17 protein-coding genes and 1 pseudogene are annotated in these 23,923 nt (G+C 62.1%); all 18 read left to right on the top strand.

The annotated features are described in order from the left end of the window. Positions 1-5 precede the first annotated feature (5 nt). The 18 genes and pseudogenes from J3P90_RS13860 (at position 6) to J3P90_RS13775 (ending at position 23,699) form a co-directional block, all read left to right on the top strand. Positions 6-1,733 (top strand): OmpA family protein, encoded by a 1,728-nt coding sequence (locus J3P90_RS13860; RefSeq protein ID WP_434674890.1) that lies wholly within the window; start codon positions 6-8, stop codon positions 1,731-1,733. Positions 1,734-1,746: 13 nt separating this feature from the next. Next, positions 1,747-2,238, top strand: coding sequence for an Hcp family type VI secretion system effector (locus J3P90_RS13855; protein WP_420234474.1), 492 nt, complete (start codon positions 1,747-1,749; stop codon positions 2,236-2,238). A gap of 144 nt (positions 2,239-2,382) precedes the next feature. Next, positions 2,383-5,040: a type VI secretion system ATPase TssH gene (gene tssH, locus J3P90_RS13850; RefSeq protein ID WP_434674889.1), complete on the top strand. Its 2,658-nt coding sequence runs from the start codon at positions 2,383-2,385 to the stop codon at positions 5,038-5,040. Beyond that, a complete protein-coding gene (locus tag J3P90_RS13845; RefSeq protein ID WP_434674888.1) occupies positions 5,037-7,427 on the top strand; it encodes a type VI secretion system Vgr family protein in 2,391 nt (796 codons plus the stop codon). Before tssH ends, J3P90_RS13845 begins: the two co-directional genes overlap by 4 nt. A 59-nt stretch (positions 7,428-7,486) precedes the next feature. Next, positions 7,487-8,221 (top strand): DUF4123 domain-containing protein, encoded by a 735-nt coding sequence (locus J3P90_RS13840; protein ID WP_434674887.1) that lies wholly within the window; start codon positions 7,487-7,489, stop codon positions 8,219-8,221. Positions 8,222-8,273: 52 nt separating this feature from the next. Then, positions 8,274-8,747 carry a DUF3304 domain-containing protein gene (locus tag J3P90_RS13835; protein WP_434674886.1) on the top strand — a complete coding sequence of 158 codons (474 nt, stop codon included), beginning with the start codon at positions 8,274-8,276 and terminating at the stop codon, positions 8,745-8,747. A 302-nt stretch (positions 8,748-9,049) separates the two neighbouring features. Beyond that, the gene (locus J3P90_RS13830; protein ID WP_434676578.1) at positions 9,050-9,571 is read left to right on the top strand and encodes a DUF3304 domain-containing protein; all 522 of its coding nucleotides are present in this window, start codon (positions 9,050-9,052) and stop codon (positions 9,569-9,571) included. Then, positions 9,559-11,850 carry a T6SS phospholipase effector Tle1-like catalytic domain-containing protein gene (locus J3P90_RS13825; protein ID WP_434674885.1) on the top strand — a complete coding sequence of 764 codons (2,292 nt, stop codon included), beginning with the start codon at positions 9,559-9,561 and terminating at the stop codon, positions 11,848-11,850. Before J3P90_RS13830 ends, J3P90_RS13825 begins: the two co-directional genes overlap by 13 nt. Before the next feature lie 37 nt (positions 11,851-11,887). Continuing rightward, on the top strand, positions 11,888-12,412 hold the full coding sequence (locus J3P90_RS13820) for a DUF3304 domain-containing protein (RefSeq protein ID WP_434674884.1): 525 nt from the start codon (positions 11,888-11,890) through the stop codon (positions 12,410-12,412). A 27-nt stretch (positions 12,413-12,439) separates the two neighbouring features. Beyond that, complete coding sequence (locus J3P90_RS13815; RefSeq protein WP_420767927.1) at positions 12,440-12,697, top strand: PAAR domain-containing protein; 258 nt, start codon at positions 12,440-12,442, stop codon at positions 12,695-12,697. Beyond that, positions 12,694-13,824 carry a hypothetical protein gene (locus J3P90_RS13810; protein WP_434674883.1) on the top strand — a complete coding sequence of 377 codons (1,131 nt, stop codon included), beginning with the start codon at positions 12,694-12,696 and terminating at the stop codon, positions 13,822-13,824. The genes J3P90_RS13815 and J3P90_RS13810 overlap by 4 nt, the downstream gene beginning before the upstream one ends. A gap of 34 nt (positions 13,825-13,858) precedes the next feature. Beyond that, positions 13,859-17,164, top strand: a complete 3,306-nt coding sequence (locus tag J3P90_RS13805) for an ImcF-related family protein (protein ID WP_434676577.1) — start codon at positions 13,859-13,861, stop codon at positions 17,162-17,164. Then, positions 17,161-18,747 carry a type VI secretion system protein TssA gene (gene tssA / locus J3P90_RS13800; RefSeq protein WP_434674882.1) on the top strand — a complete coding sequence of 529 codons (1,587 nt, stop codon included), beginning with the start codon at positions 17,161-17,163 and terminating at the stop codon, positions 18,745-18,747. The genes J3P90_RS13805 and tssA overlap by 4 nt, the downstream gene beginning before the upstream one ends. 19 nt (positions 18,748-18,766) lie before the next feature. Further along, the gene (gene tssF / locus J3P90_RS13795; RefSeq protein ID WP_434611343.1) at positions 18,767-20,536 is read left to right on the top strand and encodes a type VI secretion system baseplate subunit TssF; all 1,770 of its coding nucleotides are present in this window, start codon (positions 18,767-18,769) and stop codon (positions 20,534-20,536) included. Beyond that, positions 20,500-21,596 (top strand): annotated as a pseudogene (gene tssG / locus J3P90_RS13790) (type VI secretion system baseplate subunit TssG). Before tssF ends, tssG begins: the two are co-directional and overlap by 37 nt. Then, positions 21,577-22,113 (top strand): type VI secretion system lipoprotein TssJ, encoded by a 537-nt coding sequence (gene tssJ, locus J3P90_RS13785; protein WP_434674881.1) that lies wholly within the window; start codon positions 21,577-21,579, stop codon positions 22,111-22,113. Before tssG ends, tssJ begins: the two are co-directional and overlap by 20 nt. Positions 22,114-22,116: 3 nt before the next feature. Further along, a complete protein-coding gene (gene tssE / locus J3P90_RS13780; RefSeq protein WP_434674880.1) occupies positions 22,117-22,584 on the top strand; it encodes a type VI secretion system baseplate subunit TssE in 468 nt (155 codons plus the stop codon). Then, the gene (locus J3P90_RS13775; protein WP_434651017.1) at positions 22,581-23,699 is read left to right on the top strand and encodes an OmpA family protein; all 1,119 of its coding nucleotides are present in this window, start codon (positions 22,581-22,583) and stop codon (positions 23,697-23,699) included. Before tssE ends, J3P90_RS13775 begins: the two co-directional genes overlap by 4 nt. Positions 23,700-23,923 lie beyond the last annotated feature (224 nt).

Genomic DNA, 23,923 nt, shown 5'->3' with positions numbered 1-23,923 from the left:
GCCCTATGACGATTCCATTGAAACGAGTCCTTTGGGCATGGGCCGGGATGCTTGGCGTGATATTGCTGTTCATCCTCCCGCTCGACACCCGGATACGCGTGATCGCGGTGTTGGTCATGATCGGCGTTGCGACGGTGGTTTGGGCGATGGCCAATCATCGTGCGGCTCGATTGCGCCAGTCGGTAGAGTTCGCCGCCGATGTGGCCATGCCACCCTCGTCGTTTCGTCAACCGGTGGTCCTGGTCTGCGGCGACGCCCTGGATGGCCTGTTCGGCACCGTCCCCGACGAGCGATGGGCGCTACGCGTCACCCATCAAGGTTGCTATGTACGGGTGCCGAGTGTCGAGCAGTTGCCGAACGTGACCGAGAGCCTGCTGGCCTTGCGTCCGGGGTGGGGTGCTCAGCTCAGCGTGATGTTCGTCATCAACCCTGCGGCACACGGGAATGAAGCTGAACTGGCGGGGCGGATACGAGCGTTTCGTCACCAAGCCGCGCTGGCAGGCAGGCAGGGGGCGTCCATGCCAATGATGCTGGTGAGTTATGTCCGCGCACCTCAGCGCGTGGACCCATGGTTCTGCTGGGTGGATGGTCCTCCCAATAATCCTCGTGTTCATGATGCCGGAGCCTGTGTCGATCTGGCTGACTGGCTGCAACAGCCCACCCGTTCGGCGCTGCGGGCGACACGGTTGCATGCGGGCGTGCAGCTGAACAATGCGGTGGCGTGGCTGCACGAGGAGGTGCTGCCGCATTTCAATTCACGCGGTGACGGGCGAGGCTCGGCGGTGTGCTGGTCGATAAAGTTGGTGCCGGCAATACCGCAAACCGTGGAGGGGAATCTCTGGGAGCAGCGGCTACGTAGCAAAGTGGCGCTGGTCGACACCAGGACAGGGGAGATGCAAGCGGTGCTGCCGTTTCCGGATCCTCTGCTGAACCTGATTCCACTGCGGGCCCAACGTACCTCGATGCAGCGTGCCGCCATCATCGCCGTGTGGATGTATGCCCTGGCCGGCGGGATCGCCCTGGTCAGTTCCGCATGGCAGAACAACTTGTTGGTGCGCCAGGTCACTGATGACCTGCGCCGCTATGCGCCGCTCCTTGAGATGGAACCTCAGGAACAACCAACATCTCGCTGGCGCCAGCAAGCCGAGGTCAACCTCCGTGAGACCGCGCATCGGCTGGAGACCTACCACCGACGGGGTGAACCCCTGGCGCTGGGCATGGGGCTATATCGCGGTGACCTTTTGCGCGAGCCATTGAGGGCGGCGCTTTCCAGTCGTCTGACGTCGCCCGGGCCAATGCCTGCGCAAGCGTCCGAACCCGTGAGGCTAGACAGCCTGTCGCTGTTCAGCCCGGGCAGCGCGCGGCTCAAGCCGGGTTCAACCAAGGTACTGGTCAAAGCGTTGGTTGGCATCAAGGCACGATCCGGCTGGCTGATCGTGATTGCCGGGCACACCGATGCCACCGGCGAAGCCGCGCACAACCTCAAGCTGTCCCGAGCCCGTGCCGCCGCCGTGCATGAATGGATGCTGCACGTGGGCGGCATGCCCGACACGTGTTTCGCCGTGCAAGGGTTTGGCGCAAGCCAGCCGATCGCCAGCAATGACACCGAGGCGGGGCGTGCGGCCAACCGCCGAGTCGATATCCGTCTGGTACCTGAAGTGGGCGCTTGTGCGTTCCCCACGACAGGGTCGGACAGTCAACCCCCAGTCGCATTCAGCGACATTCAATCTTGAAAAGGAGCTTCACATGGCAATTCCCGTTTACCTCTGGCTGCAAGATGATGGCGGCGCGCAAATCAAAGGTTCCGTGGATGTACAAAAGCGCGAGGGCAGCATCGAAGTGGTTGCTCAGGATCACAGCCTGTACATCCCGACCGATAACAACACCGGCAAGCTGACCGGCGCGCGGGTTCATACGCCGTTCCTGTTTTCAAAGGAAATCGACGCCTCCAGTCCCTACCTCTACAAAGCCGTTACCACCGGGCAGACGCTCAAGAGCGCCGAATTCAAGTGGTACCGCATCGATGATGCCGGGCAGGAGGTCGAGTACTTCATCACCAAGCTGGAGAACGTCAAGGTGGTGAAGGTCGCGCCAAAAATGCACGACATCAAAGACCCGACCAAAGAGAAGCATAACCACCTGGAACAGATTGAGTTGCGCTACGAAAAGGTCACCTGGACCTACAAGGACGGCAACATCATTCATTCCGATTCCTGGAGCGAACGCCAAAGCGCCTGAGGCGAATAAGCCCAAAGGCCACCGCGGCGCCGCCGATTGCCGGTGTGCTGGGTTGAGCGTCCGTTCGCGGGCGTTCAGCCAAGAACATCTGTTTTCCCCACCGTTTACCCGACCTGTACCGGAACCCGAACAAGGATGCTCCCCATGGCACAAAGCCCCTCGCGTCTGCTTCGTCGTTTGAATCCCTACTGCGCCCAGGCCCTGAGCGACGCGGCCTCAATGTGTCAGAGTCGCGCCCATGCCCACATCACCATCGAGCACTGGTTGCTCAAGTTGCTGGGGCAGGGCGAGGGCGACTTGACCGTCATCGCCCGTCGTCACGAACTGGACCTGGAGGTGCTTTGGTGCGGCCTGCTCAACCACGTCGATAACCTGCCGCGCAGCGTACAGGCCAAGCCACAGCTGTCTGAACCGTTGCAAAAACTGATCAAGCATGCCTGGCTGCGGGCCTCGCTGGATGACGACAACGACCGGCTGCGCTCCGCCCATCTGCTGGGTGCGCTGATGGACGACCCCGGGCTGCTGGTTTGCGAAGCGGCCTGGCCGTTGCTCAGCCTCGGCGAGCTCCAACTGCAACGCCTGTTTGCTTTGCTGGATCAAGTCTCCGAAGAGCGTCCCCAAGGGCAGGAGCCTGTTGCGATAAGCGATCCCATCGCCGCCTTGAACGGAGACGCCAAGCCTGATGCACGCACGCTACTGCTGGACAGATTCACCCAGGACCTGACCGCCCGGGCTGGGGAAGGGCAAATTGATCCGGTGTTCGGTCGCGACGATGAGATACGTCAGGTCATTGACATACTCAGTCGCCGGCGCAAGAACAACCCGATCCTGGTCGGTGAGCCGGGCGTGGGCAAAACCGCGCTGGTCGAAGGCCTCGCCCTGCGCATCGCCCAAGGCGACGTGCCCGACAGCCTGAAGTCCGTCTGCGTGCGCGCGCTGGATTTGGGGTTGCTGCAAGCCGGTGCCGGGGTCAAGGGCGAGTTCGAACACCGCCTCAAAAGCGTCATCGACGCGGTGCAGCAGTCCGAAACGCCGATCCTGCTGTTCATCGACGAAGCCCATACGCTGATCGGCGCCGGCAACCAGGCGGGGGGCGCCGACGCGGCAAACCTGCTCAAACCCGCCCTGGCCCGTGGCGAATTGCGCACCATCGCCGCGACCACCTGGGGCGAATACAAGCAATACTTCGAGCGGGATGCGGCATTGGAGCGTCGCTTCCAGCAGGTCAAGGTCGACGAACCGGACGATGCCAATGCCTGCCTCATGTTGCGCGGCCTCAAGGCCCGCTACGCGAGCCACCACGGCGTCCACATCCAGGATGCGGCGGTGCAGGCGGCCGTCATCCTGTCGCGGCGCTACCTCACGGGCCGTCAATTGCCGGACAAGGCCGTCGACCTATTGGACACGGCCTGTGCAAGGGTGCGCATGAGTGTCGATTGCGAACCCCAGGCGTTGGTCCACGTCAAGGCGCGGCAGGCTGCCCTGGAACTGGAGCGACAGGCACTGGAAGCCGACCAGGGCCTGGGCAGTCGCGTCGACACCGAACGCCTCGGGCAGATCGCTGCGCAACATGCCGAATTGGAACGCGGCCGAATCGAGCTGCTGAGCCGATACAGGCAGGTGCTCGATCTCTCTCAACAATTACTCGATGCTCGCGAGGCAGAGCCGCCGCGCTGGGTGGACTGTGTCCAGTTGCAACAGGAACTGGATGCGATCCAAGGCAATCAGCCGATGTTATCCCTGGATGTCGACGCCCGCAGCGTAGCTGAGGTGATCGCCGATTGGACTGGGGTGCCCCTGGGCAGTTTGCTCAAAGATGAACAAGCGCACCTGCTGGAGCTTGAACAACAATTGGCGGAGCGCGTCGTCGGCCAGGCCCCAGCCCTCGAAGCGTTGGCTCAGCGCCTGCGTGCCGCCAAGACCGGGCTCGCCGATGACAAAGGCCCCCTGGGCGTTTTCCTGCTGGTGGGCACCAGCGGGGTAGGCAAGACCGAAACCGCCCGGGCCTTGGCCGACGCCCTGTTCGGCGGCGAAAAGGCGCTCGTCACCCTCAACCTTTCCGAGTATCAGGAAGCCCACACTGTCAGCCAGCTCAAAGGTTCGCCGCCCGGTTACGTCGGTTACGGACAAGGTGGTGTGCTGACCGAAGCCGTGCGTCAACGGCCCTACAGCGTCGTGCTGCTCGACGAGGTGGAAAAAGCCCATCGCGACGTCCTGAACCTGTTCTACCAAGTGTTCGATCGTGGCTTCATGCGTGATGGAGAAGGGCGAGAGGTCGATTTTCGCAACACCGTCATTCTGATGACCTCCAACCTGGGCAGCGACGCGTTGCAGGCCTGCCTTCACGTTCAACCCGACGCGCCGGACGGCACGTTGCATGAATGCCTGCGACCGATCCTGCGCGAACACTTTCAGCCGGCCTTGCTGGCGCGTTTCCAGACCCTCATCTATCGCCCGCTGCAAGTCGGTGCGCTGCAATGCATCGTTGCGATCAAGCTGGGCCAGGTTGCCCACCGTTTGCGGCGCCACTATGGCCTGGACTGCGAGTTCGACGATGCCCTCGGCGAAACGATGGTTGCCGCTTGCCTGCTGCCCGATACCGGGGCGCGCAACATCGATAGCCTGCTCAACGAACAGATTTTGCCGGTGCTGAGCCAACAGTTGTTGCAACGCCGGGCCGCGCAGATACGGACAAACGGGGTGCGCCTGGGTTATTGCCAGGAGGAGGGCATCACCCTGTGTTTCATCGATGTCGCGGACACGGCCGGGACCGGCACCGTCGCCATGGAGCCTGCCCGATGAACATGGCCACCTTCTTCGACCACAGCCGCCACACCCTGAGCGTCTGCGACCTCACAGCCCATCTCGACGTCCTGGCCTTCACCGGCGAGGAGCACCTGAGCCGGCCCTACCACTACCGCATCGAATTCACCTGCACCGAGCGCGACCTGGTGGCCACCGACCTGCTCAACCGGGATGCCTACTTCAGTCTTTACCCGCTGCCGCCACCGCCGACGCCCAAGGGCTTCGCGCCGCCGGAGATCAAGCCGCTGCGCACGTTCAATGGCGCGATCACGGCGTTCAAGCGCCTGTCCGGCTCCAACGACGAAGCCCGCTACGAAATCACGTTGCAACCGCGTTTCGCGCTGCTGGCGCGGGGCAAGCAGTTTCGGATCTACCAGCACCAGTCGGTGCCGCAGATCGTCGAACACATCCTGCGCACGCGCCATGATTTCCGGGGCCAGCATTTCTATTTCAATGTGGTGCGCGACTACCCCCGGCGTGAACAGGTCATGCAATACGACGAAAGCGATCTGGCCTTCATCGAGCGCCTGCTGGCTGATGTCGGCATCTGGTACCGGGTCGTCAGCGATGACCGCCTGAGCATCGACGTGGTGGAGTTTCACGACGACCAGCGGCACTACCAGCGCGGCGTCAAGTTGCCGTGTCGCCCGCCGTCCGGCTTGTGCGCCAACGAGCAGGACGCGGTCTGGCACCTGCAAACCGCCCACCAGGTGGTGGAAAAAAACATCAACTTTCGCGCCTACCACCATCGCGAGGCCTACGCGTTCCTCGACGGCGAGGTCGACCATACCCGCCGCGCCAAGGGCACCTACGGCGAGGCCTATCACTACGGCGAACCCTACACGGTGCTGGGCGAGCGCTACGCCCTGGACGAGGACCTGCAAAGCGAAAGCGGTTTTTTCTACGCGCGCCTGCGCCATGAACTCTACCTCAATGACCAGACCCGCCTCAGCGGCACCACCAGCAGCGCCACCCTGGCCCCGGCCCAGATGCTCGAAATCACCGGCGGCGCGCCCCAGGCCTTCGAGTTCGGCGCGGTGATCGTCAGCCTGCGCACCGAAGCGGCCCGGGACCGCAGCTTCATCGCCACCTTCCAAGCGATTCCTTACTCGGAAACCGTGTGCTTTCGCCCACCGCTGCCGCCCAAGCCGCGCATCAGCGGCACCATTCCCGCCCGCGTCAGTCACCCGGAAGTCAACCCGCCGTACGCTGACCTCGACTTCGAGGGCCGCTACAAGGTGCGCTTCCTGTTCGACCGCGACACCTGGCAAGCCGGCCGCGAAAGCGCCTGGCTGCGCCTGGCCCGACCCTACGGCGGCGACACCCACGGCCTGCATTTCCCGCTGCAGGCCGGCACCGAAGTGGCGGTGGCTTTCGAGCACGGCGACCCCGACCGCCCCTACATCGCCCACGCCCTGCACGACGACCGGCACCCGGACCCCGTCACCGCCCGCAACGAGCGCCGCAACGTGCTGCGCACTCCGACCAACAACAAACTACGCATGGACGACACCCGCGGGCAGGAGCACATCAAGCTCAGCACCGAGCACAGCGGCAAGAGCCAGTTGAACCTGGGGCATCTGGTGGATGCCGAGCAGACGAAGCGGGGGGAAGGGTTTGAGTTGCGCACCGATGGACATGGCGCCCTTCGTGCGGGCAAGGGGGTGTTTATCAGTGCTGATGAGCAAACCCAGGCCAAGGGCGACGTCCTCAGCATGGACCCGGCCACCGCCCAGGTCGAAGGTGCCAGACAGCAGATGGCCGAATGGCAGGACATCGCCCAGGCCCACCACAGCCGCAAACCCGACCTGCGCGGCTTGGAACAACTCCAGGCCGACGCAAAAGACCTTTCGGCCGCCGCCATCCTGCTCAGCGCCCCCCAGGGCATCGGCGCCGTCACCCCGGCCAGCCTGCTGCTCAAGAGCGGCGACGCGCTGTACCTGCAAAGCCACAACGAAATCAACCTCGCCGCCGCCAAGCGGCTATCGGCCCACGCCAACCAGGGCATCTCGCTGCTGGCCCAACAGGAAGGCCTGCGCCTGGTCTCCGGCAAAGGTCCCCTGGACATCGAATCCCACGGCGATGGGCTGGGCATGAAAGCCCAGCAGGACATCACCGTGCAGTCGGTGCAGGGGCATGTGCAGGTGACGGCGAAGAATGGCCTCACCCTGGCGTGTGGGGGTGGGTTCATTCGGATTACAGCCGAAGGCGAAATCCAGATTCATAGTCCTGGCCTAGTCAGTATCAAAGGGAAGCACAGACTCGACCGCCCCGGTGGCGAGACGTTTCCGCTGCCTGAGTTACCCGGTTCGGTGTGCAAAGAATGTTTGAAAAGAGCTAGGGCAGCCGCCCAGGGCTTCATGCCCAGGGGGGCATCGATATGACTTCAATGCAACGCCATGTCTGGCTTGACTTGCTAGAGGCCTCTGGTGCCAGGAGCGGCTTGTACCATCTCGATGTAGTTGTGGATCAGGCTGGCAGCAACGCCCCGTTATTGCCCAGCGTATTGAGCGTCGAGCCGCCGTTGCAATGGCGTTCGCTGTTCACCGGTCTGCCCGAGGAAGGCGCTAGCGAACTGGCGCCGTTGTTGCTGCGTATCGACCTGACGCAGCCACTGCAACGGCAGTTGCTTGGCTGCCTGATGCACGAGGTACGCGATCGTTCGCAATTGATGGTGTTGGCCTCGCCTTGGCTGTTCCCAGCATTGGCCGAACACCTCGGTCGCTGCTTGGAAGTGTCCAACGGCGGCTGTACGGGGCTGCTGCGCTATTACGACCCGCGTCTGTTTCCGCTGCTGTTCAGCCACGTATTGGAGCCTGCACAACAGCAACTGCTACTTCGTCCCGCAGTGTTCTGGAGCTGGCTTGATCGTGACGGCGTTCCCGGCCACTTGCCTGGCGCTCCTGGCGAACCCTTGGGCTCGGAGGATTTTCGCCCCTTGGACCTTAGCGACAGCCAGTTGGAAGTTCTTGGTTGCGCAAGTGATGCGACGTTGGCAATGAGCAAGCTGCTTGCTGCACGCCCAGCGACATATGGGAATGAACAATTTTTTCACCAGTGTTACGCGGCGATGCTCGACGCCACCGAAGCGGGATTGCTTCTGGGGCCCGAGCGGGAAGCGTTCGTTCTCAAACGATTGCTCGCGCCCGAATCGACAGCATTTAACAGAGGGAAGTGACTTTATGCCCACGTGTTTGATAGCCAGACGCGTCGTTGGGATTGCCGCAGGTTTGACCGCCATTTCAATCACTTCAAGTGGGGTGGCGAACACCTTGGAAGCGATCAATCACACTCATTGGGCGATCAACCGATTCAGTGTGGATGGGCGTTCGGGGATTGACGTTATCGGGCCTTACCAGGGTGGCGGGGGCGGATGTTGTTACGTCGCGCCGTCGCGTTGGCAGCAGGGAATGACGGTGCGGGTTGAATGGGAGGCAGGTGTGGCTTACCCCGATGGGTTTCCTGGGTATGCCGACTGGCCTAGATATTTGGCTTGGGAGAAGCAAATAAGCGCGCAAACGCGGCAGCACCGCAAACAGGTGCCCGTCCCAGACTACACCGGCCAAAAAGTCTGCGGCCTGACCGTGCACTTCCTGCCCTGCGACGACATCCAGGTCACCACGTCCTGCTACGCCTATGGCAGTCCCGAATACCCGATCAAGACCCCGCTCAACTTACCGGAGCCCACCTCATGTCCGAGCTGAAGCACGCCCCGATCTGGTATCCGCCGGCATTCCCGGTCCAGGGCCGCTTACCCAGAGATGTCGGGCTGGTTTACCAGAACCTCAATCGCCAATGCGCTCTGGAGCATGACTATCACGACTCCCTGTGCGTCGCCGCTGGGCGCAGAGTGATGCCTCCATGCTGCAAGACCGTGCACATCAGCCTGTTGCAGCCCGGCCAGGTCACGTTGCTGGGATTGAAGCTGTATGTCTACGGTTTTTCCCGCGGAGCGACGGCGGCCCGGGGTTTTGTAAGTTGGCTGTTAACAGAGGGAAGTGACTTTATGGCCACGTGTTTGATAGCCAGACGCGTCGTTGGGATTGCCGCAGGTTTGACCGCCATTTCAATCACTTCAAGTGGGGTGGCGAGCACCTTGGAAGCGATCAATCACACTCATTTGGCGATCAACCGATTCAGTGTGGATGGGCGTTCGGGGATTGACGTTATCGGGCCTTACCAGGGCGGCGGGGGCGGATGTTGTTACGTCGCGCCGTCGCGTTGGCAGCAGGGTATTACGGTGCGGATCGATTGGGAGACGGGTGTCGCTTACTCCTATGACAATCCTGGCTATGCGGACTGGCCTAAGTACCTAGCCTGGAAACAAAAGCTAAAAGCGCAAAAGCAGCAGCATAGCAAGATGGTAGAGGTCCCAGATTATACGAACCAAAGAGTCTGCGGCCTGACCGTGCACTTCCTGCCCTGCGACGACATCCAGGTCACCACGTCCTGCTACGCCTATGGCAGTCCCGAATACCCGATCAAGACCCCCCTCAACTTACCGGAGCCCACCTCATGTCCGAGCTGAAGCACACCCCGGTCTGGTATCCGCCGGCATTCCCGGTCCAGGGCCGCTTACCCAGAGATGTCGGGCTGGTTTACCAGAACCTCAATCGCCAATGCGCTCTGGAGCATGACTATCACGACTCCCTGTGCGTCGCCGCTGGGCGCAGAGTGATGCCTCCATGCTGCAAGACCGTGCACATCAGCCTGTTTTTCGACGGCACCGGCAATAACCTGAACAACGACCTGTACGAGTCCTCGACACCGCACCCGACCAATATCGCCCGGCTGTTTCGCGCCAGCATTGGCGCCGGCCATGCCGGCGGTACCGCCCACAGCGACAAGGCCGAGCGCCTGGTCGATGCGCCGGGTAATGGCAATGGCCAGTATTTCAAGTACTACATGCCCGGCGTGGGCACACCTTTCCCGGAAGTCGGAGACCTTGATTACAGCGAATCGGGCTTGGCCACCGCCTGGTACGGTGAAGAGCGGATCAACTGGGGGTTGATGATGCTCATCGATGCCCTGCGCCGCACCTTGAACCAACCACGCCTGGACAATGCCGCGCTGCAGGTGGCGGTCAAGGCCATGGGCACGGCGCTCGGCCTGGGTTGGGGGACCGGCCACGCCAATCGCAGCCGCGAGTTTCGCAAACAGTTGCAGGCGTTGGCCAAGCCCCTGCAACTGGCCCTGACGCAGCCGCAGCCCGGCCAGGTCAAGTTGCTGGGATTGAAGCTGTATGTCTACGGTTTTTCCCGCGGAGCGACGGCGGCCCGGGGTTTTGTAAGTTGGCTGGATCGATTGTTGTCCGACTTGGCGCTGACGCTGCCGATGGCGGATATACGGGTGCCCCTGAGCGTGGAATATCTGGGTCTGCTGGACACCGTGGCCTCTGTGGGTATCGCCGACATTATTCCAGGCGCCCAGGGGCACATGAGCTGGGCCGATGGCAACCAGCACCTGCCGGAGAGCGGATTGGTGAAGCGTTGCCTGCATTTGGTGGCAAGCCATGAGCAGCGGTTGTGTTTTCCATTGGAATCGATTCGCCGTGAAAACGGGGAGTACCCGGCTAATAGCCAGGAGGTGATCTATCCGGGGGTACATTCGGATCAGGGTGGGGGGTATCCGCCAGGTGATCAGGGGAAGGCGATGGGCGAGAGCGATGGTTTGCTGCTGTCGCAAATAGCCTTAAACGATTTGTATGCAGATGCCTTTGCCTATGGTGCCCCATTGAAGGTCTCGCCTCTTTCCTTGCCGTCAGAGTTGGGCCATGAGCTTTGGAGGGCAATGGCGGATGACGTGGCCGAAGCGTTTGAAGTCGCTCCAATAACCGCAAGTCGATTCAACGCCTGGCGCCAAGTCACCTTGGACCTGCCAGCGGTAACGCAACCGTTGCCCATCGAACAGATCGAAAGCTACCAACCCTTACCGACCACCCTCAGCCTGGAAGAAGCCCTACGCACGCAACTGGACTGGATCACCGCCTGGCGCATCGACCGCTACGCCTTTGCCAGCCTTAAACAGACAGGCTTCTACCAACAGGCAAGCGATACCGAAGCCGACAAGACTGTCCGTGAAGCTGCCGAACACAAGCGTGATGCAGAACAACAAGCGATCGAAAGGCATCGCAAACTGCAGATGGTCGCCGAACGTATAGGCCGTGTCCCGAAAAAAACACTGAAACCCGGCGTAAAGGATTTCGACGCGGACATGGCGAAAACCCAGCTGCGCGAAGCGGCCGAAGAGTTCGCTGAGGTTTACCGGAGCGAGGGTCGCCAGGATCCGTTGGCCCTGCTGGCGCTTGGTCTGGTTGCCGGCCCAGAGCCGTTCTGGGTTGCCACCCAGATCCGTGCCGAGCGTGAACGAATGAAAGCGGCCGGCCAGAAGTTGGTCAGCCAATTGTTTCCACCCCCTCGGTCCCAGATAAACCATCAGAACGAAACCTTTCGCGGCAACGTCGACGAAAGCCGCAATGCCGAACAACCCGAAGGGTTGTTGCGTGCGTTATTCGACGACCACGTGCACGACTCCCGCGCCTGGTTCCTCTACAAGCTTGGGCGCGAACCTTGGGGCAGCTTCTTGCGAGACCGCATGGTGTTCTTCGGCGAGAGCGACAGCCGGGCGCTGGCGCTCTACAGCGAAAACGCCCAAGGCCAGTGGGCCCAAAGACAGCCAAAGTCAACCAGCGACCCGGTGCCGCTAGACATGGATGTTGAACGCCTGGCCCAGGTGCAGAAGGACATCGATGAGCTTTGGAAGGATTTTTATGCAAAGGCCAGGGAGACGAACGATGCGCCGAGCTGAACCTTTGCTTCGCCACCCTTCAAGAGGCAACGCTCCGATGCTCAGGCCCAGCCCGTGGCATACGCTATTGCTAGCCTGGTGTGGTTTGTTGGGCGCGGTGCTCGCGCCCAACGTCTCTGCCAGTACGCTCGAAGCCATCAATCACACTCACTGGGCGATCAACCGATTCAGTGTGGATGGGCGTTCGGGGATTGACGTTATCGGGCCTTACCAGGGTGGCGGGGGCGGATGTTGTTACGTCGCGCCGTCGCGTTGGCAGCAGGGTATTACGGTGCGGATCGATTGGGAGACGGGTGTCGCTTACTCCTATGACAATCCAGGTCTTGCTGATGAAGCCAAATACGACGCCTGGCTCGACAAGATCGTCGCGCAAAAGAGGCGGCACACCAAGCAAGTCCCCATCCCCGACTACACCAACCAAACAGTCTGCGGCCTGACCGTGCACTTCCTGCCCTGCGACGACATCCAGGTCACCACGTCCTGCTACGCCTATGGCAGTCCCGAATACCCGATCAAGATCCCGCTCAACCTGCCGGTGCCTACGTCGTGCCCGCAGTCCTGACCCCATTCATTACAAGGAGTTGAAATTATGAAAGCCATCATTCGCCAAGGCGACACCCTCAAGGAATACGGAGGCGAGGTATTGGGGGGCCACTACCTATGCGACGGCCTGTCCATTGCCTGTCAGGGGGATGCGGTGCGCTGCAACCTGCACGGCCGTACCGAGATTGCCGAGGGCAGTGACCTGATGGAAGTCGACGGGTGCCCCGTGGCGCTGGATGGTCACCGCTGCGGCTGCAATTGCACGTTGGTCAGCTCCGGGCCTGATACGCTGGTGGCCTCATGATCCCGGCGCCGGAGTTCGCGCCTTACCCTGCGTCACGGGCGCCCGGATACAGGCGCTGGATAGCCGGAGTCGCGGGGCTGCTGATTTTGTTGGGCGGCGCCAGCGCGCTCCTGGATGGGGTCGTAGAGCCGCGCTTGATGGTTGTCGGCGCGATCACGACGTTGCTGGCATGGTTGCTCGTGTTGCTGTTGCGTGTGTTGCGCTACCGATTCAACCGACACAACGCTCGTTGTTATGCCGAGGCGGCGCAACGGATCCAGCGAACCTGGTGGGCGCATCATCGGCAGAAAGCCGCGTTGGTGGACACTGTCTTGCTCGGGCCCGCCTGCCTGACCCAGGAACACAGGCAGAATCTGCTCAACCCGGATCAACCTGCGCCCATACCGCAAGAAACGCCCGAAGGCCTGGCGCTTCGTCTGCTTCAGGTATTCGGTGACGACCTTACCGAGCGCGAGCGGCAATTGGCCGTTTTGCTCGCCCTGCAATGGTGTGAGCAACAAACCGAGCCCATCGTCTTGCAGCCGGTGCGTTGCTATTGGCAGGGTTCCGTCGAGTCCTGGGCGGCGTTCGTCGAGCAAATGGCCGAATCCTGTCCCCAGGTTGAACTGCCGGAGCGACCTGAGCCCTGGCAGGGCATTCGCAGCCTGGACTCAATCATCAACCAGCTGCAGAGCGCCCCTTCGGATGCGCGCGTTCTCTGCGGCGGTTGCCAATCCTCGTCACCACAAAAAGACAGCCGCTTACCGGCCGGCGAGGCGGCGCTGCTTTGGCTGCTGGGCCTTGAGCAAGGCATGGGTTTGTTGCGGGGAGAATGGTTCACCGATCAAGAGTCGGTGGTAAAGGTGGCCGAACGAGCCGTCCAACAAAGCGAACTGCAGGCGCCCGCCAAAGTGTGTGTGTCGTTCTCCCAGCCCGACATAGTCGACCTGTCTGCCATTGGCTGGAACACCAAGCAAAACGTGCAAGACCACAATTTCGGCACGCTGGCGAATCTGGAGGCCATGGTTGCGCAGACCCTTGCCGCCTGGCACGCCGAGCAACACGGTGAGCCCTGTGCCTGGCTGGCTTGCGATTCCCATTACACCTTGGCCCTCGGAATTGTGAAACCCCATGACTCAAACAGATGAACCTCAAAAAATCTCTTCCTGGCTTACGGCGCTTCTGTTGGCGTTGATCTTGGCCGTGTTTGTTGCCTTGGCAGGCGGGGGGTGGTGGTTATGGACTGGGCAACCCGTCGACCGCGTTGTGCTGTCGGACCTGCTGCTCAAGGCATTTTTTTGCTGGGCATTGTTGTTCGCGATGGCGATATTGATGTGGCAAATCATGCAGAACGGGATCAGAGTTCTGGTGCGTAGCACCCAGGTGACCTCATCACGACCTCAGGCCAGGACGCCTGAATCGATACTGGGCGCAGAGCTACGCGAAAACCTCCGCTTCCAATACGGCCCCCTCTGGCGCCACAAGGTCCGTCTGCTGCTCATCGTCGGCGAGCCCACCCAGATCGCCGCCATCGCCCCGGAGCTGGCGAAAAAGAAATGGCTCGAAGGCGAACGCACCGTGCTGCTATGGGGCGGCAGCGTCCAGGAAGAATTGCAAACCCCGCTGTTGAACCCATGGCTCACCCTACGCCGTTGGCGGGCGCTGGACGGGGTGGTCTGGGCGCTGGACAAACCGCAAAGCACCGATGCGGTGGCGCTGGCCAAGGGCATGCGGCAGTTGCAGGGGCTGGCTCGGCGGCTACGCCGACGGTTGCCGTTGCACTTGTGGCAGGTGTGCGAGAGCGGCTGGTCCCAGGACGGGCGCGAGAGCCAGCCGGTGGGTTGTCTGTTGCCGGCCAAGGTGACGCCGTCGCTGCTGGAGGCGTGCCTGGAGGATCTGGTCGAGCCGTTGCGTTGCCAGGGCTTTGCCCAGATGAAGATCAAGAAGCGGATGCACCACGATTTCCTGCTGCGCCTGTCCCGGGATTTGCAGGCCGAGGGCATTGCCCGTTGGCGGCAGGCGCTGGCGCCGTCGTTGAGTGGGTTCAACCCGGGGGTGATGCTGCGAGGGTTGTGGTTCAGCCTGCCACTGCGCGTGACGCAAAGCGCTGACGGCGAGCACTTCTGGTGGCCGGACCCGGCGTGGCACGGCGTGCAGCGCGACAAGGCCGTCGGCGCGCGGTTGGGGTGGGGCGCGCCGCGAGTCGTCTATGGGCTGTTCATGGGCCTGGCGCTGGTGTGGGGCGCGGGGATGGCGCTGTCCTTTGTGAGCAATCGGGCGCAGATCGTCGAGGCGCAGGCCTTGTCGACGGCGTTGCAACAGTCATCCACCCAAGAGGAGCAACTGTTGGCGCTCGAAGCGCTCGTCCACGTGCTGGCTCGCCTGGATCACCGTGTCGTGTCCGGTGCGCCGTGGTACCAGCGCTTTGGCTTGAACCGCAATGAAACCTTGCTCGAACTGTTGTGGCCCCGGTATGTCGAGGCCAATAACCGCCTGGTGCGCGACCCGGCGGCGGCGAGGTTGCGCGGGCAACTGGAGGCGCTGGTCAAGCTGGCGCCGGGCAGCCCCGAGCGCGTTGAGCGTACGCGTATGGCCTACGATCAGCTCAAGGCTTACCTGATGATGGCGCGCCCGGACAAAGCCGAGGCGCCCCTGTTGGTCAAGACCCTGGGCCACGCCGAACCCACGCGTGACGGAATTTCGCCAGGGCTCTGGCAGACCCTCGCACCGAACCTGTGGCAGTTCTACGCCGAGCAACTGGCCGCGCACCCGGATTGGCGCATCGAGGCCGACCCGCGGTTGGTGGCGCAGGTGCGCCAGGTGCTGCTCGACCAATTGGGCCAACGCAACGCCGAGGCCAGCCTGTATCAACGGGTGCTGGACGACGCCACCCCGCACTATCCAGCCCTGGGCCTGCAACAGATGGTGGGCGACACCGAAGCCGCCGGGTTGTTTTCCAGCAAGGCCAGCGTGCCGGGAGTGTTCACGCGCCAGGCCTGGGAGGGCCAGGTGCGCCAGGCCATCGATGACATCACCCAGGCGCGCCGCGAAGAAATCGATTGGGTGCTCAGTGATCGCCCCGGTGACATCGATGTGCGCTTGACGCCCGGCGAGCTCAAGGCGCGCCTGACCGAACGCTATTTCAAGGACTACGCGGGCGCCTGGCTGGTGTTTCTCAACAGCCTGCGGGGCAATCAACCCAAAAGCCTGGAACAGGTCATCGACCAGTTGACGCTGATGAGCGACGTGCGCCAATCGCCGTTGCTCGCGTTGATCAATACCCTGGCCTATCAAGGGCAAGCGGGCACCCGCGCCCCGGCCCTGGGCGACTCGCTGATGAGGTCCGCGCACAAGCTCATCGGCCCGGACAAGGCCCCGCCCATAGACCCGCTGGCCGACCTGCCGAGCGGCCCGCTGGATCCGACGTTCGGCCCGTTGTTGGCCTTGCTGGGCAAGGGTGGCGCTGACCATTTGAGCCTCCAGGCCTACCTCACCCAAGTGACCCGCGTGCGCCTGAAACTGCAACAGATCAACACGGCCAGCGACCCCATGGAAATGACCCAGGCCCTGGCGCAGACGGTGTTCCAGGGCCGGGGCATCGACCTCACCGATACCCAGTCCTATGGCCGTCTGATGGCCGCCAGCCTCGGTGCGCAATGGGCCGGCGTGGGCGAAACGCTGTTCGTGCAACCGCTGGAACAGGCCTGGCAGCGAGTGCTGCAACCGTCGGCGGCGGGCCTCAACAGCCAATGGCGGCGTTCGATCGTCGAGCATTGGAACGCGGCCTTTACCGGGCGTTATCCCTTCGCCGCGACGGCCAGCGACGCTTCGTTGCCGATGCTGGGGCAAATGATCCGCGCCGACACGGGGCGCATCGAACGTTTTCTCCACAGCCAGTTGAGCGGCGTGTTGCGCAAGGAAGGCAACCGCTGGGTGGCCGATCCCCGCCACGGTCGCGGTTTGCGCGTCAATCCCCAATTCCTGGAAGCGGTCAATCAACTGAGCGATCTGGCCGACGTGCTCTACACCGACGGCGGCCTGGGCTTGAGTTTTGAACTGAGCGGCAAAGGCGTGCGCGATGTGGTGCAAACCACCTTCATCCTCAACGGAGAGAAACACCACTACTTCAACCAGAAGGAGCGCTGGCAGCGCTTCGGCTGGCCGGGACGCAGCGACTACCCCGGCGTCAGCCTGACGTGGACCAGCGTCCACACCGGCGAACGGTTGTTCGCCGACTACGCCGGCGCCTGGGGGCTGATCCGCTTGCTGGAACAGGCCACGTTCACCGCGCTGGACGATGGCGACAGCCGCTACCGCATGGTGCTCAAGGCGCCCGATGGTCTGGGCCTGACGTGGCACCTGCGCACCGAACTGGATGCCGGGCCGATGGCGCTTCTGAAGTTGCGAGGGTTTACGTTGCCGGGGCGGATATTTTTGGCTGAGGGCGGGCCAGCGGTGCCTCTGGTGCGCAATGAGGTGCTCCGATGAGCCTGCAAAACCTGATCACCCATTGCCTGGGCAAGCGCGACGCCTTGGCCATCGCCCGTGAACAGGCCGCACGCTGGCAACCCTGGCTGCAGCCCATCAGCGAAGCGGCACCCGTTGGGCACGACCCTGGCTATGACGATGATTTTCAATGCATGCGCGAAGAGGTTGGCAAGCTGTCCGGCGCCGATGCTGAACGAGTGGCCCAACTGGGTGAAAAGCTACTGACCCGCAAATGTAAGGATTTACGCGTCGCCACCTACTACGTGTGGGCTCGCTTGTGCAGGGACGGCGAAGCCGGGCTGGCCGACGGTTTGAGCCTGTTGGCGGCGCTGGTGGAGCGGTTCACCGATACGGTACTGCCCGTGCGACCGAACAGCCGCAAGATGGCGTTGCAGTGGCTGGCCGGCGAAAAGCTGCTCGATACGCTGTGGCGGTATCCGGAGGTGGTGAAAACCGAGGCCGAGCGCACCGCCGCGGCATTGGCCTGGCTGGAGCAGGGCCTGACGGCATGGCCTGACGATCAACGTCCTTGCCTGGGGGCCCTGTATGCCGCGCTATCCGCCCGATTGGCTCGGTCCGAAGGCATGGAGGCGCTGGTCCCGCAGAGTACCGCCAGCCAGGAATCGCAAGCCCAGGCCGGGGCTTCGGCTGCTATCGCGATCAAGTCCGGTCGGGATCTGTTGGACCACGGCCGGGCCTTGGCTGGTTATCTGCGTGATCAACCTCAGGGTTGGCTGGCGGCCCACCGCGTGATGAAGAGCCTGCGTTGGGACACGGTGCAAGAGGCGCCGCCCGAGGACGCCGATGGCAACACCCGGCTGACGCCGCCCAGGGCTGACTATCGGGCGCAGCTCAAGCGTTTGTACTTGCAGCAGGGCTGGACCCAGTTGCTCGATCACGCGGAACGAATCTATGCCGAAGGCGTGAACCATTTCTGGTTGGATTTGCAGTGGTATGTGTATCAGGCACTGAGTCGACAACCGGCGCCGCAGGTGTGCTGGGCTGATGTCGTCCGACGTGACCTGGGCATGTTTTTGGATCGGTTGCCGGGGTTGGAGCTGCTGCGCTGGCGCGACGGCACGCCTTTCGCCGATGAGACCACACGTGAGTGGATTGCCCAGCAAGCCAGCGCAGACCGCCCGGAGCAAGGGTTGGCCGCGCCATCGTCGGCACCGGTCATCGGCGATGCCGACATCTTGTCGTGGGAAACCGAAGCCCTGGCGCAGGCCGACAAAGAAGGGGTCGAGCAAGCGCTGGCTTGGCTGGCGGCGCGCCCGGACATTGTTTGCGCACGCCAACGATGGCTGCTGCGCCTGCTGATGGCGAGGGTGGCAGAACAGTTCGGCAAAAGTGAGCTGGCCATCCACCTGCTGGGGGAACTGGACACCGCTTCACAGCACCATGACCTGTGCGCGTGGGAGCCCGAATTGTATTTCGAGGTCAAGGCTCGCCTGCTCAGGTTGCTGAGGGTCAAGGCCCAACGCAACGACACGGACAAACCTGCCCTGGTCCGACGCATGGAACCTTTGTTGGCGGCGCTGGTGGCCATCGATCCGGTACGTGCCGCTGTGCTTTGCGGCTGACACTCATTTCAGGACTTTTATGGACATGGAAAATCTGACATTGCGCTATTTCGACGCCGAGATGCGTTATTTGCGCGAGGCCGGCAAGGAATTCGCCGAGGCGTTCCCGGACCGGGCGGCATATCTCAATCTCGACAAGCCGGGGGCGCAAGACCCTTACGTAGAACGTTTGTTCGAGGGCTTTGCATTCTTGATGGGGCGCTTGCGGGAGAAGCTCGACGATGATCTGCCGGAGCTCACCGAAGGCTTGGTCAGCCTGCTGTGGCCGCATTACTTGCGGACCATACCGTCCCTGTCGATTATCGAGCTGGCGCCGGATCTTGCCTTGATAAAGCGCAGCGAACGGATCCCCAGAGGGTTCGAGATCCTGTCGCGCCCCATCGGGCCGCAGCACACCTGCTGTCGCTACACCACCACGCAAGACGTGACGTTACAGCCGCTGGCGTTGACAGTCGTGGCGCGCGACCACGAACCGGATGGCCGCTCGCTGCTGCGTTTGCGTTTTGTCCGAAGCGCGTCCGTCCCTTGGTCACAAATCGACCTGAGCCGCTTGCCGCTGTACTTGAATGCCGATGCGCCACTGGCCAGCGCACTGCACCAAGCCCTGACCTTGAACAGGCAGGCAATGTATGTGCGCTTGCCAGGACAGTCGGATCGCAAGCCGGTGGACGGGTATTTCACCCCCAAGGGCTTTGGCGACGAGGATCGCCTGTGGCCCAAGGGCGACAGCGCTTTCAGCGGCTATCAACTGCTGCTTGAGTACTTCACGTTTCGTGAAAAATTCATGTTCGTCACCCTCTGTGGCCTTGAGCAACTGCCGCTTGAGTCCGGCGCGCCCTGGTTCGAGCTCGAAGTGGTGCTGTCCAAGCCCTGGCCGCAGAACTTCGACCTGAACCGTGAACATATTCGTCTGCACTCGGTGCCGGTGATCAACTTGTTCGTACTGGAGGCCGACCCGTTGGCGCTGGACCCCTTGCAAACCGATTACTTGCTGCGTCCGATGCGCTTGCAGGATGGCCATCTGGAAATCTATTCGGTGGACCAGGTGACCGCATCCAAAGGCGCCGAGCGCATGGACTACGTGCCGTTCACCAGTTTTCGCCATAAAGGCGGCATGCTGCGTGATGAGGCGCCGGAACGTTATTTCCATAGCCGCCTGAAGCGGGCCGCCAATGGGCTGTATGACACCTGGTTGATCCTGGGCGGAGAAGGCTTCGACGAGGATCGGCTGCATACCCACGCCAGCCTGTCGTTACACCTGATCGGCACCCACGGACAGCTGCCACGCAAAGCGCTGCAGAGCACGGTGCTCGATACAGCGGTGCAAACCACCCAGTTCGGCCTGCGGGTGCGCAACCTGTGTGCGCCGACGTTGCCGTGCTATCCGCCAAACCGCGACCGTTTCCACTGGCGCATCCTGAGCCACCTGGGCTCCAATTTCTTGCCGATGCTCGACAGCGCAGAGGTGTTGCGCGGGACGTTGGCGTTGTATGACTGGACCGGCAGCGAGCAGAACCGGCGTCGCCTGGCGGCGATTGTCGAGGTGAACCATCACCTGGTCCAACGTTTTGAAAATGGCTTTTTGCTGCGCGGGGTGGATATTGAAATCACCTTGGATGCCCACGGCTTTTCGGGGGACGGCGATATCAGTCTGTTCGGTGAAATGCTCAACCGCTTTTTTGCGCTCTACGCCGACATTCATTTGTTCACCCAGCTCACGCTGATTCTTCAACCTACCGGAGCGTGCCTGCGATGGAACGAGAACCACAGCCAGCGCATTCCCGGTTGAACGCCGACGGTTTGCTGGACGCGTTGCGAGTGCGGGTGGCCGAGGCCAGCCTGTATCGTTTCTGCCAACTGTTGGAACAAGCGCTGCCCGGCCGTCCTCTGCTTGGCAGCACCGCGCATCCGGCAGACGATCCCGTGCGCTTTCGACCCGATCCCGGCATGGGGTTTCCCGCCGGTGAGCTGAAGGCGATCGAAATCGACACGAACAACCCGCAACGTCCGGCTACGGTGCGCACCCGTCTGATGGGTTTGTACGGCCTAGATTCGCCAATGCCGACGGGGTTTGTGGATGACATCGCTCAACGCCGGGAGGGGCATGAGGCCCTGGAAGCTTTCCTCGACATTTTCAATCACCGGATTTTCACTCAGTTCTATCGGATCTGGCGCAAGTACTCTTATCCAGCGACGTTTGCAGCGGGCGGCAGCGATGCGACATCGCAGTGCCTGTTCGGTTTGATCGGGCTGGGCATTCCCGGAACAGCGGAACGCGTCGCTACCCAGTCTCCCGTTTCCTCGCGTTGCTCAGCGTCATGCGCCTGCCTACCCGCAACGCCGAAGGCATCGAGGCGCTCGTCAAGCTGCTGGCCGTCCATACCCAGGCACGGATAACCCCGCACCGGCCGCAGAAGATTCCCTTGCCGCAACCGGCCAGCCTGTGTCCGTCTTGCCCGGTACGCTTGTCCAAGGGCACGCCGCTGGGCAATGTCGGGCAAGACGTCAACAGCCAGCTGCACTTGGTGCTGTCCACCGACGACGCGCAGGAGGCCAATGACTGGTTGCCCGGCGGAGCGCTTCACCGCGACCTGCTTGTACTCCTGCGGGTGTACCTGGGATGGCGCTGCACCGCGACGCTGCAATTGACCATCGCGGTAAGCAGCCTGCCAACTCCGATACTGGGGCATCGGCAGATACGACTGGGAATGACCGGTGTGCTGGGCTTGGGTTCAGACACCTGGCAGCCGCGAGAACAGGACACCCTCACGATCAATATGGGCCGCTACCAGGGCCTTTCGACCAACCCACGGATCAGGGAAACACAACATGTCACATACCTTTATTAACCGGTTGGCACTGACAGTGCTGGTCGCTGCGCTTGGCGGGTGTGGAGCGGCGCAGACCGTCGAGCCGAGCACGGGGTTCACCACCGGGACGATGTTCCGTAAACAGGTCAAGACCTTGCACCTGGATTTCAACGCACGACCCGCGCTCAACACCGAAACCGCGGACATGAACGCCTTATCGCTGCCCACCTTGGTGCGGGTTTACCAGTTACGCGACAGTGCCGCGTTGGAGCAGGCCACCTACGACGGGCTGGTGAACACAGACGACAACCTGTTCGAAGGTGCATTGCTGGACAAACGCGCCGTGGTGGTGAAACCCGGGGCAGGGGCGCTGTTGAGCGTGCCCATGGACCCCCGCACGCGGGTAGTGGCGCTGGTGGGCTTGTTTCGAAGTCCAGACGCCGCGTTAGGCTCCTGGCGCCTGGTGCTGAGGCGCGAAGACCTGGACCCGGATCGGGCACGGCTCATCGAGATGGGCGCCAACCAACTGACGTTGCGCCCGTTGGCGAAGGACTGATCCATGACCGAGCCCAACCCTTCGCTCTATGAAATGCTGCTGCAAAACTTCAATGGTGAACTGGATTTGCATCGCGTCAGCGAGCAGGACCAGCACACGCTGTCGGTCCTGGACAACCTGCAACGCATCCTCAACAGCCGGGCCGGCAGCCTCAGCCATTTACCGGATTATGGACTGCCCGACATGGGAACCATTTTGCAGGGGCTACCGGCAACCGCCCATACGTTGATAAAGGCCATGACCCATACCCTGCTCAAATACGAACCGCGATTGACGGCGCTCGCCATCGAGCTACTGCCGCAATTACTGCCGGGGCATTTGGAGTGCGCCCTGGACGTGCAGTTGAAAGGAGGGCGCCGGGTAACTTTCGGTACCACGTTGGGACCGGAGGGCAAAGTCCTGATGCGTCACCTGAAGCGACAGAACCATGTGGCGGCAACGGGAACGGATAACGCAAGGCAAGCGCGATGAGCGCGTTGTTTGAAGTGCATGTTCGAATCGGTGGCGATCCGCGCGGCTATGCTGAGTTCGTCGCTTTGCGCGACGAGTTGGCCAGATTGGGCCATGGCGCCTGCCCAGACGTGGATTGGCAAAAAGTCGAGCAGTTATGCCTTGTGCTGCTGCAACTCAACGGTGCGGAGCTGCAAACCGTCAGCTTCTATGCGCTGGCTCGAAGCCAGCGTCACGGTTTGGACGGCATGGTCCAAGGCGTTCGATTGTTGAAGACGCTCTGCGGTCAATGGCCCAGCCTGTGGCCGCCGTCGGTGCGGGTGCGCCTGGATACGTTGGGGTGGTTGTTCGCACAGCTGCAAACGCTGCTGCGTGGCCTGGCGCTGACGACCAACGATCAGCGCGCGTTGCTTGAGCTCGATGGTGCGTTGGGCTGCCTGACTGAGCGGCTGGCAAGCTACGCATCCACGCCGCTGCCGGCTCTCCAGTCTCTGCGCCAGCAGGTCAACCAGCTGATCCAACGTTTGGAACGATGCGATCAACGTATCGAAGCGGCACTGCTTCCCATGGGAATGACAGAGCCGGCATTGGCGATACCCATTGTGGTCCTGCCCCCGCCGGACATGACCCATCGTAAGGGGCACTTTTCGCCATGGCTGTGCGGCGCGGCGCTCGTCTTCGCTCTCGTCGCAGGGGTTGTCGGATGGCGGATGAGCGCGAGGTCAGCGTTGGTCTTGCCCGCTCCGGTGCAGTTGGACAGCCTGTCGCTGTTCGATGTCGGCAGTTCGCAGCTCAAGCCTGGTTCGACCGATACCTTGGTCAAGGCCTTGGTGGATATCAAGGCCCAGCCAGACGGGTTGATCGTCATTTCAGGCCATACCGACGGGACAGGTTCATCGGAACAGAACCTGCAACTCTCAAACGCCCGTGCTGTTGCAGTGCGGGACTGGATGCAGCACGTGGGCAAAATCCCCGCCGGTTGCCTAGCCGTCCAGGGCGTCGCCGCCGGTCAGCCCATAGCTGGAGACGACACCGAAGCTGGGCGAAGGGCCAATCGGCGTGTCGGTATCCGCGTGGTGCCGCAAGTGGTGGCTTGTGAGCTTTCGGGGAAGGTTGGACAAGAGACGCCGCTTTGAACGTCCTCCTTGAAACCTGCTTCGGCCTACAGACGCAGCGTGGCAAATCCACTTTGGCGAGCATTAGGTTCCAGTGCATGAATGCCAAGGTAACCTCGAAGCGACGGACAGCATCAGGCTGGATCTAAATTAGATGTCAATCAAAATCAAAACTGTTGACGGCTATGATTATGCTCATCATCATAGAGCTGCCCCGACACGTATCGATGTCGGGCCCGACCCAG

The organism is Pseudomonas sp. D3-10, assembly GCF_051132175.1.
GTDB lineage: Bacteria > Pseudomonadota > Gammaproteobacteria > Pseudomonadales > Pseudomonadaceae > Aquipseudomonas.
This window is presented reverse-complemented; position numbering and strand designations above follow the sequence as displayed.

Bases quoted from the DNA above. Each gene is read 5' to 3' on its own strand.
- J3P90_RS13815 (WP_420767927.1), top strand. From the start codon at position 12,440: ATGAAAGCCATCATTCGCCAAGGCGACACCCTCAAGGAATACGGAGGC.
- J3P90_RS13855 (WP_420234474.1), top strand. From the start codon at position 1,747: ATGGCAATTCCCGTTTACCTCTGGCTGCAAGATGATGGCGGCGCGCAA.
- J3P90_RS13860 (WP_434674890.1), top strand. From the start codon at position 6: ATGACGATTCCATTGAAACGAGTCCTTTGGGCATGGGCCGGGATGCTT.
- tssE (WP_434674880.1), top strand. From the start codon at position 22,117: ATGACCGAGCCCAACCCTTCGCTCTATGAAATGCTGCTGCAAAACTTC.
- J3P90_RS13830 (WP_434676578.1), top strand. From the start codon at position 9,050: ATGGCCACGTGTTTGATAGCCAGACGCGTCGTTGGGATTGCCGCAGGT.
- tssJ (WP_434674881.1), top strand. From the start codon at position 21,577: ATGTCACATACCTTTATTAACCGGTTGGCACTGACAGTGCTGGTCGCT.
- tssH (WP_434674889.1), top strand. From the start codon at position 2,383: ATGGCACAAAGCCCCTCGCGTCTGCTTCGTCGTTTGAATCCCTACTGC.
- J3P90_RS13825 (WP_434674885.1), top strand. From the start codon at position 9,559: ATGTCCGAGCTGAAGCACACCCCGGTCTGGTATCCGCCGGCATTCCCG.
- tssF (WP_434611343.1), top strand. From the start codon at position 18,767: ATGGACATGGAAAATCTGACATTGCGCTATTTCGACGCCGAGATGCGT.
- J3P90_RS13845 (WP_434674888.1), top strand. From the start codon at position 5,037: ATGAACATGGCCACCTTCTTCGACCACAGCCGCCACACCCTGAGCGTC.
- J3P90_RS13820 (WP_434674884.1), top strand. From the start codon at position 11,888: ATGCTCAGGCCCAGCCCGTGGCATACGCTATTGCTAGCCTGGTGTGGT.
- J3P90_RS13810 (WP_434674883.1), top strand. From the start codon at position 12,694: ATGATCCCGGCGCCGGAGTTCGCGCCTTACCCTGCGTCACGGGCGCCC.
- tssA (WP_434674882.1), top strand. From the start codon at position 17,161: ATGAGCCTGCAAAACCTGATCACCCATTGCCTGGGCAAGCGCGACGCC.
- J3P90_RS13775 (WP_434651017.1), top strand. From the start codon at position 22,581: ATGAGCGCGTTGTTTGAAGTGCATGTTCGAATCGGTGGCGATCCGCGC.